Below are 13,439 nucleotides of genomic sequence, written 5' to 3'. Positions count from 1 at the left end.
AACTTAACCCCGACCGTCGCAGCGAGCGCGATCCGGAGGACACATGAACTTGATGTGAGACCATCACGGGTATTCTTGGATCATGTCTCGGCGGAACGGGCAATGGCTATGGCGACGAAGAAATCCACGGCGACGCGCACGACGGTAACCCCGCGGAAGGCCATGCCGAAGCCCAAGGCGTCGCCCAATTCCCAGAGGATGGTCAAACCCCGAACGCGCCCGGCGGTAGACGCCGTCCGCGCCTCCCGCGACGGCCACGAGTTCCACGAAGCCTGGGTCGCTCGAAAGTGCCTGGGCTTGCTCTTGCCCGGGGCCGAGTTGGTCGGCATTGCGGTGGAAGGTTTTGCCAACGAGGACCAGCGCGGGGTCTCGAACGAAGGCAATGAGATCGCCGACGCGGTCCTGTACTTTGGAGGCCGGGCCAACCTGCAGCACGCCAAGCGTGTGGTCGTGGTCCAGGTGAAGTACTCCAAGGCGGCCGAGCACAAGCCGTTTCGGGCGGCGGATGCGAAGAAGACGATCGGCAAGTTTGCACGCACGTACCGCGCCTGCAAAACGTCGCTTGGGACCGACAAGGCGCGGGCAAAGTTGCGGTTCGAGTTGATCACCAACCGACCCATCGAGCCTGCGCTGCTCGAGGCCATCGGAGGTCTGGCGTCGCAAAGCCCGCTAAAGGGCGATGCGAGAACGCAGGCGAAGCAGGTGGCGGACGCCTGCAAGCTGACGGGCAAGGATCTTGCCGAGTTCGCAGCGCGGCTGGAAATGATTGGCCTGACCGGTGACCTGCGCGAGAACAAGCAGCAGCTCGCACTCACTCTGGTGGATTGGTCAGACGCGCGGGACCACATGGCCCGCCGCCGTCTAGCGGATATCCGGGAGATGGCACGCGACAAGGCCGGTTTGATCAAGCAGCACCGCAACGTCATCGTGCGCACCAACGTGCTGGCTGCATTGGGCCTGTCCGACGATAAGGACCTGCTCCCGGCGCCGGCGAGCTTTCCGCCGATCGGAACGGTGGTTGATCGCGTGCAGTTGGACGACACCGTCAATCGCATCCCGCGGCTCACCCGGCCGTTGGTCGTGCATGCCGAAGGCGGGTTCGGAAAGACGGTCTTCATGAACTCGCTGGCCGCCCGCCTGGATCATGAGCACGAGTCGATCCTGTTCGACTGCTTTGGCATGGGCCAATACCGGGCCTCCGACGATAGCAGGCACCTGCCAAGCCGCGGTCTGGTACATATCGCCAATGAGCTCGCCTGTCGAGGCTTGTGCGACCCCATGCTGCCCTCGACCAGCAACAGCGAAGACATCCTTCGCGCATTCCGCGTGCGCCTGGAGCAAGCCGTCGCGACCTTGCGCCGCGGCTCGGCGGACCGGCAACTGATCCTGCTGCTCGACGCGATCGATAACGCCAGCGAGATCGCTCGCGATCGCAATCAGGATTCGTTTCCCCGTCTGTTGCTGCAGAGCTTAGAGCACGGCGGAGCAATCGCCGGCCTGCAGGTGGTCGTCAGTGCCCGAACGCACCGGCGGCTCGCCGCAACCGGCGAGATCTACGCCGAGGAGCTCGAATTGGCGCCGTTCGTCGAGCGAGAGGCAAGTGCGTTCTTGCGGACTCGCGTGGACAAGCTGACCGAGACGATGGTCCAGGTGGGCCAGGCACGGTCCAAGGGCAATGCTCGTGTGCTGGAACACTTGGCCACGGAACCTGGCCTGCTGGCGCCGAGCGAGATCGACAAGCCGATCGCGCTGGACGATCTGATCCAGCACCGCATTGACCAGGCCTTGGTGGAGGCACGTAAGCTGGGCAATGCCGATCGCAGCATCCGCGCTTTCCTGGCGGGTCTGGCCACCTTGCCGCCGCCCGTGCCGCTCAAGGAATTCGCACAAGTCAACGGCATGGCCGAAGGTGCGGTCGTCAGCTTCGCGGCGGACCTGTCGCCGTTACTGGAGCAGACCAAGCATGGCCTGATGTTCCGCGATGAGCCCACCGAAACCCTCATTCGGCGCAACTACGCTTGCGACGCGGCGCCGCTGCGTGAGCTGGCGACGAATCTGTTCGCCATGCAGGGCGATTCGGTCTATGCCGCCACAACGCTTCCCGACCTGCTGCTGCAGTTGGAGGATGGCGAGAAGCTTTTCCAGCTGGCCTTCGACGAGCGGCTGCCTGCGAGCATCACCGGCACCGTGGGCCAGCAGACAATTCGCCATGCGCGACTTCGCGCCGCCGTGGCGTACGCCGTTCGCGTCAACGACCTCGACCACCTCGTGCCGTTGCTGGTCGAGTTATCAACCTTTGCCGCGATGGACCAGCGAGGAACGACGTATCTGCTGGACTATCCCGATCTCGTGGTCGCCTCGGCCGATCCGGATTCGCTTCGGCGCATCTTCGAGGCACGAACCCTGTGGCCCGGCTCTCGCCACGCCCGCCTGGCGATCGCGCATGGGCTGATGGGTGATACCGCCGAGGCAATCTGGCACGCCCGGTGGGTCGATGAATGGCTGCAGCACTACTTCGAGCAGAAGAGCGAAGCACATGACCGCGCGCACCCAACGGTGCTGGATTTGGCGGCGCTCCCGTTATGCTATCTGCTCAAGGGCGACGGCAAGGCGGCGGCTCGAGACCTATCAGGATGGGTCAGCGCCGAGCACGGGTACAGCATCGCGAAGGCGATGTTCCAGCTGGCGCGCCGGCCCGGGGCCACGCCCTTGCTGGAACCCGAGGTGATGCGGGCCTGTGTCGATGCGCTGGCGTCGATCGGGCCGATCGCCGCGGCAATTCGTTATACCGCCGGCAACCCGGAGCAGCAACGCTCCCAGCTCGAGTCGCTCGCCGCAGCATGCACGGCGAACGGGCCGGTGAAGCTTCGGGATCACTACCGGCCCGACGAACGCCCGTTGGTACAGGGCATGGTGGAAGCCGCGGCAAAGGCGGTGAGGTTGGGGATGCCCGCACAGGCCACCGCGATCCTCGCGGCGCTGCCCTTGTCGCCGCCGGGCCTGCACGTGTTCATGGACTCGTCGTACTGGATCGGTGAGGTCGCCACGTACATTGCGCGGCAGGGCATCGCCTGCTGCGCGTCCGGCACACCGATTGGTCCCCGCGACCTTCTGCCTCGCGAACTGGCCGAGCACGCTGCGACCTTGGCCGCGAATCTGCCGGACGCGGAGTTCCTCACAGCCCTCAAGGAGGCACTGGATGCGGACTACCAGGCGAAGGCCCAGGCCGCCCGAGACGCGAAGGAAGATGCGCGCCACGAGTACAGCCACCACGCATCGGCCGTGCAATTCCTCAAGGAGCGAATGCCGCACTGGCTCGATATCGCGCGTGACTTCACAAAGGCTGTCGTCGGTTCCGGTGCCGCGGCACCTAGCTTGGCGCCACTGACGGGCCGCTGGATCACGCTGCGCAATACCGACGATTACTACTCTGGCGGCCGCTCCGCGCAACGGCAGCGCAACACGGTCTGCGAGCGCTTGCTGGCGTTCGCTCTTGCGGCGAGCGACGCATTTTCCGCGAGCGAAGTCGCCGCACACATCGAAGCAGCCAGCGAACCGGACGCCGCCACGCCCGTGTCGAGCCTGATCGGGCTCGTCGCCTTGCTGGCGTCTCGGCCGGCGTTCCATGCCATGGCCGGCACGCTCGCTATTAGGGTGAGCGCGGCCACAGAGAGGGAGCAAGATGTCACCGATCGCGCCGCACACTTCGCGCGACTCGGGCAGGCGATCGCGTTGGCCAGCCCCGCCGAAGCGGTCGTGTACTTCCGCAAGGGGCTCGAGCAGATGGACGCGATCGGCTCGGGCGACTACCGCTTCGTTGAGGGGCTGATGCACTTCGCCGGCGCGTTGATCAGCGAAGGTCTCGGCCAGCACGAGAGTCACACCTTGTCCAACATCTGCGAGCTCAACTTCGGCGAGGAGCAGAAGTTCGACTGGGGTTCCTACGGCGCCGCGATGAGCCGGGTATCTGGTGTGGCCGGGCTCGCGAGACTAGCGCGGTGGCAGGACCGCGGGCGAATCTCGTTGGACTACACGCTGTTGCCGTACGTGCGGGCCTTGCTGGAGGACGACAAGCTCGACGCCGAGCTCGCCCTGACGCTTCTGCGACTGTCGAATCCAGCCGAGCTCTACGTGTGCGGGACCAAGCAGCTAGTCGCCACGCTCGAATCCAAGCCGTCTGCACGCGTGCCTGTCGTGGCCACTGAGCTGGTCGCGCAATACTTGCAGAACAACCCTGGTTCACTGGGCTCGGAAACGCCCCGCGCACTCGCCCGCTTTGCCGGCGCGGTGCTGGGCCAGGACGCATGGCAGCGGCAGTACCTGGATGCGGTGGTGGATCGGATAGACGTCAAGCGCGATGACCACAACAGGCGCGCCAACTGGCGCGCGCCTGGAGCCGAAGCCGCGCCTCGAACCTGGGAGGACGAGCAGACCGAGGCGAAGGCGCACGTACTGCAGCTCGCCGCGGGCATCGATCCGCTCGATGAGGTCGCGGTGGGGCGCGTCCTCGATGTGGCCCACACGCAGCACCGGAACATGCGCTTCTCGGGCGATGTCCTCGATGCGCTGCGAGCGAAGGTGGCATTCAAGGAATGGCCTGACTATCTCGCCCTGATTGCGCGGCTCGAGATGTTGGACCTGTACGAGAAAGAACGGGAGCTGCGCACCTGCAAGGAGCAATGGATCGGCTCCTCGCTCGCCGTAGCCGAAGCGCTCAAGGCATGCGCACCGGTCATTGCACGGGTGAATGCACGCGAATACATCTCCTACGACTACCTGTCGGGCTCACACGTCCGCGCCCTCGAGGATATCTGTGGTGTGGCGCGCCGTGACGTGCTGATGTTTCTCATCCACGAATTCACCCGTCCCAAGATGCCGGTGCCGGCCTCGGTGTGGCTCAACTTCGCTGCGGAGTTCAACGGGAAGACGTCGCACGGCGTGGGCGAGGCGGCGCTGACCCGCCTGCTGCAGAGCGGACCGGCGAAGCTTGCGTCCAACACGGAGGACGGGGCCTGGCAGGACGCGATGACCTTTACTGGGGATGTGGTCGAGGCCGTCGCAGGAATGACCTGGTTCCAGCTTGGTTCGCCCATCACCCGGCAGCGCTGGTTCGCCGCCCATAGCCTGCGCACAGCGGTCCGCCTGGAACGCGCCGAGGTGCTGGATGGGATCGTTGCAAAGTATCGGCGTCGCGACGCATTTCCCTTCCAGGCGCCGGAGTTGCCGTTCTTCTACCAGCACGCCCAGCTCTGGTTGTTGATCGCAATGGCACGCATCGCACTAGAGGCACCCGAGACCGTCGCTCGGCATGCCGATTTCCTCGAAACGATCGCCTTGGACGCCGTCGACCGCCATGTGCTTCGGCGGCATTTTGCGGCGCAGGCCCTGCTGGCCTGTGTGAATGCAGGTGAGGTGCGTCTGTCGAAGGCACGGGTCCAGAAGCTGCAGCGCGTCAATCGATCGAGCTTCTCGGCCCGCAAGGATAAGGACTACTACGGGAGTGACTTCTCCCCCACGCGCCCCAAGGGCATGGCCGAACCCCAGCCCGAACTGCATCTGGACTACGACTTCAGCAAGGACGACGTTGCGCAACTGGCGAGCCTGTTCCGACGGCCGCATTGGAAAACGGTGGATGCTCTCGTCGCCAAGGTGCGTGAACACGACGCCGATATCGAGTTCATGAGCGATCGCAAAGGGCGGTCGCGACCGGGGCGTGACCACTACACGCGCGGCATCGACGCCGAGTACCAAGCTCACGGCGAGCAGCTGGCTTGGCACGCCTTGTTCTCGGTGGCCGGCGATCTGCTCGCCGCGCACCCGGTGGTCTGGCGCTGCTACGAGCAGGAAGATCCGTGGGAGGACTGGCTCTCGCGCGAGATCGTGACGCATCCGGCGGGCTTGTGGCTCGCGGACGGCATAGACCGCCAACCCCTGGACTCCTGGGTCTCCTTGATGGCCATGGGCGACACTGCGATGGACCTCACCGCGGATCCGGCCGCGCTGCAGTCGTTGCTCGGTATCGGCGATTCGGTGGGAGACTGGCTCACTGTCGATGGCAGTTGGCACTCCAACGAGAACGTCGAGATCCGGGTGATGTCGGCGCTGGCGCCGCGGGACCAGAGCGCCGCATTGGCAAAGGAGGTGGCCGCTCAGGGCCCCTTCCAAGCCTATGTGCCGCAGCTGCAGATGTACGAAGACGACGGGGTGGCCTCGACGCGCGATGCGCCCTACCTACCGTGGATCGTGCGCAAGGAGGCCTATGCACATCTGGACGAGACCGACGCCCTGGGCGCCGACGGCGCGGTGCAGCGCCCGCGCTTGAGCCAGGACGCCACCGCGTTCGCAAAGCTGCGAACTGCCGATGCGTTCGACCGAACGTGGGAAAACGCCGCCGGCGAGACCGTGGTGCGGGCCGACGCGTGGATCGAATCCGGCCGACATGAGGAAGGTGCGAGCGAAGGCTCACGCCTGTGGTGCCGCACTGACGTCTTGCGTGCGTACCTGGAGGCCCGCGACGTCGACCTGATGTGGCTGGTGCGCCTGCGCCGCCGCGACGCAGGCTACGGCAGAGAGCGCAGCCGCTACTGGCATACCACCGCTGTCATCCGGATGAGTGCCGCGCTCGAGGTGAGTTACACCCCGGGCCGGTCGAACGAAATGGAAGAATCGGTGTTCTAGCGTGCTTCCGACGCGGTAGCGCGTATCAGCGCGCAGCAACGAAGTAGGGCCGTGGGAATGACCGGATAGCGCTGGCCTCCAGTCAATCCCATCCGCGGGGCTGAACGACCGCAAACGCTGCAAAGCGGCCTTGGCTTCTACTGTTGGATTTCGTCGGCCATTGACTCTGGATTGGACTGAACCCGATCGACTGGACCAATGGGGTCATCAGAACTAAACCGCCTGCTGAGCGAATTGGGATTCGAATTCGTTGGGTGCACGGTAGCCGAGCGCCGAGTGCGGCACGGCAACGCAAAGCATCGACACGCTTTGGCAGCACGCGCTCCAGATCAGCCTCAAGCGGTAGCCGGAGCAGTTGATGGCACAACAAGATGGCCCCAAAGGCTCTGAAATCGAACTTGAAGCGATCAGGCCCTTGCAACCTTCTGGGCGCGCCACCGCCACCCCGAGATCTCAGGCATGTCCTCGCCCTTCGTGGTGATGTAAGCCCGATGCGCCAGCAACCGGTCGCGCAGGTACTGCTGCACATGCGCGGCGCTGTTGGTCATGCGTGGCACGCGGTCGATCGCATCGGCGGCGAGGTGGAAGCGGTCGAGATGGTTCAGCACCGTCATGTCGAAGGGGGTGGTGGTGGTGCCTTCTTCCTGGTAGCCGTGCACATGGAAGCCCCGGTGGTTGGCACGCTTGTACGTCAGTCGGTGGATCAACGCCGGATAGCCGTGGAACGCGAAGATCACCGGCTTGTCGATCGTGAAGATCGAATCGAACACCGCGTCCGCCAGGCCATGCGGATGCGCTGACGGCGATTCCAGCGCCATCAGGTCGACCACGTTCACGACCCGCACCTTGAGATCGGGCAGGTGCGTGCGCAGCAGATCGACCGCCGCCATGGTTTCGAGCGTGGGCACGTCGCCGGCGCAAGCCATCACCACATCGGGCGCGACACCGGCATCGTTGCTGGCCCAGTCCCAGATGCCCAGGCCGACACTGCAATGCCGCACGGCGGCCTCGATGTCGAGCCACTGCGGCGCAGGTGCCTTGCCGGCGACGATCACATTCACGTAGTCGCGGCTGCGCAGGCAATGGTCTGCCACCGACAGCAGCGTGTTCGCGTCCGGCGGCAGATAGACCCGCACCACCTCGGCCTTCTTGTTGACCACATGGTCGATGAAGCCCGGGTCCTGGTGGCTGAAGCCGTTGTGATCCTGCTGCCAGACATGGCTGGTCAAGAGGTAGTTGAGCGAGGCGATCGGGCGCCGCCAGCCGATCTTGCGCGTCACTTTCAACCATTTGGCGTGCTGGTTGAACATCGAATCGATGATGTGGATGAAGGCTTCGTAGCACGAGAAGAAGCCGTGGCGCCCGGTCAGCAAATAGCCCTCGAGCCAGCCCTGGCAGAGGTGTTCACTGAGCACTTCCATCACGCGGCCGTCGGGTGCAACGTGGTCGTCGGTCGGCTCGACGCGTGCCGTCGAAGTTCGGTTGGTCACTTCGAAGAGCGCACCCAGACGGTTCGACACGGTCTCGTCCGGGCCCATCACCCGGAAGTTTTGTTGTTCGTCGTTGCGCCACATCACGTCGCGCACAAAACCGCCGAGCACGCGTGTGGCTTCGCCTTGCAAGGCGCCGGGAGACTCGACTGCCACGGCATGGTCGCGGAAGTCCGGCAGCTTGAGATCGCGAAGTAAGGCGCCGCCGTTGGCGTGCGGGTTTGCGCTCATGCGGCGCAGGCCCCGCGGCGCGATGGCCGCGATATGGGCGTGCAGGGTGCCGTGGGCATCGAACAGCTCCTCGGGCCGGTAGCTGCGCATCCAGTCTTCGAGCAGGCCGATGTGCGCCGGATGCTGCGCAAAGCCGGTCAGCGGCACCTGGTGCGCGCGCTGCGTGCCTTCGATCGGCACACCGTCCACCACCTTGGGCCCGGTCCAGCCCTTGGGCGAACGCAACACGATCATCGGCCAGCGGTGTCGGCGGGTGAACCCGTCTGCGCGCGCTTCGGTCTGGATCGCGCGGATGACGTCGAGTACCGTGTCGAGCGCCAGCGCCATCGCACGGTGCATCGTTTCGGGGTCGTCACCGGAAACGAAATGCGGCTCGTGGCCGTAGCCGCGCATCAGCTGCGTCAGCTCTTCGTCGCCGATGCGCGCCAGCACCGTGGGGCCGGCGATTTTGAAGCCGTTGAGGTGCAGGATGGGCAGCACAGCGCCGTCGCGCGTGGGATTGAGAAACTTGTTGGAGTGCCAACTCGCCGCGAGCGCGCCGGTCTCGGCTTCGCCGTCACCGATCACGCAGCACGCGATGAGCTCGGGGTTGTCGAACACGGCGCCGTAGGCGTGCAGCAGCGAGTAGCCCAGCTCGCCGCCTTCGTGGATCGAGCCCGGCGTTTCAGGCGCGACATGGCTTGGGATGCCGCCGGGAAAAGAGAACTGGGTGAAGAGCCGCTGCATGCCGGCCGTGTTGAGAGCGACGTCCGGGTAGACCTCGCTGTAAGTACCTTCGAGCCAGGTGTTGGCGACCACGCCGGGACCGCCGTGGCCGGGGCCGGCGATGAAGAGCGCATCGAGGTCGCGTGCGACGATCGCGCGGTTCATGTGGGCGTAGACGAAGTTCAGGCCCGGTGTCGTTCCCCAGTGGCCGAGCAGCCGCGGTTTGATGTGCGCAAGTTCCAGCTTCCGATGGAGCAGCGGGTTGTCCATCAGGTAGATCTGGCCGACCGACAGGTAGTTGGCGGCGCGCCACCAGGCGTCGAGCAGGTTGAAGTCTTCGGGCGGGGCGCGTTCAAGTGGGCGGGTCATGGGGCGGCTCCGGTGGTTTGATAAAGGGAAAGAACTTGGCAGGCCTCGTCGGCGATCACCTGCTCTTCGTCGGTGTGCATGACGAGCACGGCGACCTGACTGGCTGCGGGATCGGGCGTCACGCCGAGCCAGGCGAGGTGGCGACACACGGCGTCGCGCACAGCCGGCTGGTTCTCTCCGATGCCGGCGGTGAAAACGAGCGCGTCGAGCCCGCCGAGCGTGGTGGCGATGGCGGCCACTTCGCGCGCGATCCGCAGTGCATACAGCGCCAGCGCTTCGCGTGCCTCGGGCGCATCACTCGTGAGCAGTTTGCGCACGTCGCCCGAAACGCCGGAGAGGCCGAGCAAGCCTGAGCGGTGATAGAGCATGTCTTCGACCGTGTCGATGGACTGACCCGGTTGCTTGAGCAGATAGAGCAGCGCGCCGGGGTCCAGCGCGCCGCTGCGCGTGGCCATCGGAATGCCGTCGAGCGTGGAGAAGCCCATGCTGGTCTCGCGGCTGGTGCCATGCAGCAAGCCGCAGAGGCTGGCGCCACTGCCCAGGTGCGCGACCACCACGCGGCCCGCGGCAATCTCGGGGTGCTGCTGGCGCAGTTGCGACGCGATGAATTTGTACGACAGGCCATGAAAGCCGTAGCGCTTGATGCCTTGGTCGAACAGCACGCGTGGGAGCGCGTAGCGGCGCGATGCAGCGCTCTGACTGCGGTGGAAGGCCGTGTCGAACGAGGCCGACTGCGGCAGCGCTGGTGCGGCGTGCCGCACCGCATGGATCAGTCGCAGGCTTTGCAGCTGGTGCAGCGGCGCGAGCGGTGCCAGTGCCTCGATGGCGATGAGCGTGTCTTCCGTAATCGCCACCGGGCCGCTGAACTCGTCCCCGCCGTGCACGACGCGGTGACCCACCGCCACGAGCCGTGCGCCCGGCGCTGCGTCGCTCACCCAATCCAGGGCCTTCGCGATCACGCCGGACAAGGCATCGGGCGTTGCATCGACCGTGCGGCGGGCGAGGGCGCGCGTCGCGCCTGCGTCGATCACGAACAGCCCGAGCTTGATCGACGAAGAGCCGGGGTTGAAGGTGAGCATCACATCGCCTGTCATGCGACCATCATGCGCCGCTTACCCCGTCCAAGGTGTCATGAATGGTCTCGCTCGCGCAAGTGCCTGCGTGTCGAATACTTGGGCGGGCGGGCTGTGCGGCTTGCAAGGCCTCGCCAAGGGTCGGTGTCCGAAGTCACGCTGGCCCCGGTCGGCTTGAGCCATCAATGCGTGCTTCCAAGCTGTTGTGGTACTTGCAAAGATGGCGCCTGGGCTGCCGCCGCCGCAGGCTCACTTGCGTCGATGATTTTTGACGGTGCGAATCTTGACCGGGCCGAAGCCGTTGTAGACCGCCTCGTTGGTTTTCAGCGAGGCTACGATCTTGCGCGTGCCGCGACTCGCGCGCACAGTGCTGAAATGAACCAAGCCGACGTACTGCTTCAGATCGTAGCGATGGCCAAGTTGGGTGGCGCTTTGCCACCCGAAGAGGCGATGTGCATGCTGGCATCGATGATCGACAAGCTGGACATGCACAGCGGCAGCTATGAAACAGACGTCGCGGCGCTGGTGAAGGTCGGCGCGACCATCTGGAATCTCTCCAGCGGGCCAGATGGGGCGCACGACCCGCATTGGGTGCCGCCGTTCGTGCGCCATTGAAAAAGCCCGCTTGAGGCGGGCTTTGATATTTGGTCGTGAACTCTTACGCGGTCCACGCTACGGCAAATGTTCGTTTGCGGAAGTCATTGTTGTTTTTCTCGTCGTAGTGACTTCGACGCGCTGGTATGAGATTCAGCTTGCCTGGCCAGGCAACGCTCAAGAATGCATGAGCGAGCCTGAATTGTAGCAGGCAGCCTCCTACGAAAGAGTCGGGGCGAGGATTCGTTTCGCCGGATTCGGCCGGTCAAGCTGAAGCTCCAGGGGGTCGCACGGTACGGAAATCTGTTGTCCGTCGAAGCGCACCCGGATGTGGGAGTAGGTCGCTCCTGTGATGGAGCCAAGCCGACCTTCGGAGGCGACTCGATCGCCTCGGTGGAACGTTCGACCAAACTGCGTCCTGATCTGCTGAAAACTCTTGGGGAGCTTCGTGCCGGGCATTCTTGGCTTCTTTCGCGGTCGCTGGGACATCCACAACGCGGGATGCGGGTCGATGGACTACAGCGCGGGAGAAGAAGGGGAGCGAGGCACGTTCGGCGTGGTGGCGCGGATCACTCCGTTGAGATGGGCGACCTTAAGCAGTTGTGCGAAAGCAGGAACGAAAAGCCCGGACGAAGGCGGGCAGGTACGGCGCCGGGGAGGGGGAATTGCGCCGCCGGCGCAATGCATCCAAAACGAAGAGCAAGTTCATTTCCGCTGCGAGCGAGTTTTTTCGTCAGCGATAGCCGAGGCACCATTTCGTGTGATCGTGCGAACATGCACTGATTCGCGTCCAAATGTCTTTGCGTTGCCCGGCAACTCCAGAGTCATCTCGATCATGCCGTCGGCAGCCAGCCGCTTCGCGGCTGAAACATCCGCCGACAAAGTGAGCCACCGAGGTGGTGGCATGCGGCCGATCCGCATCAGCAATTGGATGTCCATGATGAGTCCTTGGGATGGAGAAAGCCTAGGTGCTTGTCATTCGAGGACGTGCAATGGCAAGCGAATGGTGAAAACACAACCTGTTCCCGGAACATCTCGAGCAGTCAACGTGCCGAGATCGGCCTCAACGCTTTGGCGTGCGATGGAAAGGCCCAGGCCGAGACCGGATTTGTCATGACTGTGTTGATTGAAGGGCTCGAACATCCTGGAAGCGCTTCCGGGCGGCAGCCCTCCACAGTGGTCTTCGACATCAATCAAGACATGGTCGTCGAGCGCATGAGCTTTCAAGGCGACAGTGGTGTGCGGGTGCGTGAACTTGAACGCGTTTTGCAAGAGATTCTGTAAGGCGGCAAGCAGCAGCTCGCGATTGCCATGGATGGCCAGCAAAGGGTCGACCGAGGCCGTTTCGAAGGAACAGCGTGCAGCGCCAGCGACGAGCTGCGCGGCGGTTTCGGCATCCTTGATGAACGCGGCGACGGAAAACGTCTGGCGCTGTTCCTGCACGCTGGCGCGCACCTCGGCGAGCGCCCGATCGATCAGGGTGACCATCGCCGCAAGGCTGCGCTTCAATACGCTTCCCGTGGCACCTCCCACTGTCATGTTGCCGAGTTCGAGGGCATGGATGGCAAGAGTCGCCGTGCCCAGACAGTTGCGTAACTCGTGAGCGAGGAAACCGACACGCTCGGTGGAGTCAAGGCTCTGCTGGCGGGCGATCTGTGTATCGCGCTGATAGCTGAATTCCGTGACGGCATCAGCAATGGCGTTGTCCAGGCATCGATTCAATGTGCGGAACTCCCCGACAGCAAAGGGGGCATCGCGCTCGAAGGCCATGTCCGTGATCGCTTGGCAAAGGTCGCCATAGTCGTGGACGACTTGATCTACCGTGTACCCCAGTTTGAGCAACTCCTTGCCGTGGGCCGTGGCGGCTACCCCCATCTCCGACAAGGCCTGTGAATCTCCGCCTGAGGGGCCCGAAATTCGGATGCTGTCCGCCGGCTTGTCATCTTCTTCCGCGGCAAACGTCTGGATCAATTGATCAAGGAACAGCGGAATTCCGTTGGCCAACTGCTGTTCAGTTGCTGCGCGCCGGGGCCTTCGCGCAACTTTTGACTTGCACCGTGAGATCAGTTCATCACGGTTATTGGTCAAGAAGTTGCGCATGTTCAGACCTCGATGGCGTTCGCCTGGTTATTAATGAGCGCCGTCGGCGGTGTTTTCGAGACGCATTGCTCAATCGTCATTGATGCGAAAAGCCCAGTCTGTGCGGTAGCGAACGTAGTGACGATCGAGCGCCAGGATCGTTTTGCGAGGCAGCGGGAAGCTTGAGGCCGCGAGTGATGCTTGGTGCATTCGTCACTGA

6 protein-coding genes are annotated in these 13,439 nt (G+C 64.1%); 2 read left to right on the top strand and 4 right to left on the bottom strand.

What is annotated here, in order from left to right:
- Positions 1–162 precede the first annotated feature (162 nt).
- Complete coding sequence (locus CY658_RS23415) at positions 163–6,678, top strand: NACHT domain-containing protein (protein ID WP_180839037.1); 6,516 nt, start codon at positions 163–165, stop codon at positions 6,676–6,678.
- A gap of 407 nt (positions 6,679–7,085) precedes the next feature.
- On the opposite strand, the gene CY658_RS23410 is transcribed toward CY658_RS23415, so the two are convergent.
- Together CY658_RS23410 and CY658_RS23405 are read right to left on the bottom strand one after the other, a co-directional pair.
- Entirely contained in the window at positions 7,086–9,473 is a 2,388-nt protein-coding gene (locus CY658_RS23410; RefSeq protein ID WP_101492480.1) for a phosphoketolase family protein, read from the bottom strand.
- Positions 9,470–10,567, bottom strand: a complete 1,098-nt coding sequence (locus CY658_RS23405) for an acetate/propionate family kinase (protein ID WP_101492479.1) — start codon at positions 10,565–10,567, stop codon at positions 9,470–9,472. The genes CY658_RS23410 and CY658_RS23405 overlap by 4 nt, the downstream gene beginning before the upstream one ends.
- 123 nt (positions 10,568–10,690) lie before the next feature.
- On the opposite strand from CY658_RS23405, the gene CY658_RS33075 reads away from it, so the two are divergent.
- Complete coding sequence (locus CY658_RS33075) at positions 10,691–11,161, top strand: hypothetical protein (protein ID WP_225616977.1); 471 nt, start codon at positions 10,691–10,693, stop codon at positions 11,159–11,161.
- A gap of 684 nt (positions 11,162–11,845) precedes the next feature.
- Here the strand turns inward: CY658_RS33075 and CY658_RS23395 are convergent.
- Positions 11,846–12,079 (bottom strand): hypothetical protein, encoded by a 234-nt coding sequence (locus CY658_RS23395; protein ID WP_101492477.1) that lies wholly within the window; start codon positions 12,077–12,079, stop codon positions 11,846–11,848.
- A 36-nt stretch (positions 12,080–12,115) separates the two neighbouring features.
- The gene (locus tag CY658_RS23390; RefSeq protein ID WP_101492476.1) at positions 12,116–13,240 is read right to left on the bottom strand and encodes a sensor histidine kinase; all 1,125 of its coding nucleotides are present in this window, start codon (positions 13,238–13,240) and stop codon (positions 12,116–12,118) included.
- Positions 13,241–13,439: the final 199 nt, after the last annotated feature.

The organism is Variovorax sp. RO1, assembly GCF_002849325.1.
Taxonomy (GTDB): Bacteria; Pseudomonadota; Gammaproteobacteria; order Burkholderiales; family Burkholderiaceae_C; genus Variovorax.
Note: the sequence above shows the minus strand (reverse complement) of the source record. Positions and strands in the feature narration are given on the sequence as shown.

Excerpts from the sequence above, each read along its gene's own strand:
- CY658_RS23405 (WP_101492479.1), bottom strand. The coding sequence starts at position 10,567 with ATGACAGGCGATGTGATGCTCACCTTCAACCCCGGCTCTTCGTCGATC.
- CY658_RS23415 (WP_180839037.1), top strand. The coding sequence starts at position 163 with ATGCCGAAGCCCAAGGCGTCGCCCAATTCCCAGAGGATGGTCAAACCC.
- CY658_RS23390 (WP_101492476.1), bottom strand. The coding sequence starts at position 13,240 with ATGCGCAACTTCTTGACCAATAACCGTGATGAACTGATCTCACGGTGC.
- CY658_RS23395 (WP_101492477.1), bottom strand. The coding sequence starts at position 12,079 with ATGGACATCCAATTGCTGATGCGGATCGGCCGCATGCCACCACCTCGG.
- CY658_RS23410 (WP_101492480.1), bottom strand. The coding sequence starts at position 9,473 with ATGACCCGCCCACTTGAACGCGCCCCGCCCGAAGACTTCAACCTGCTC.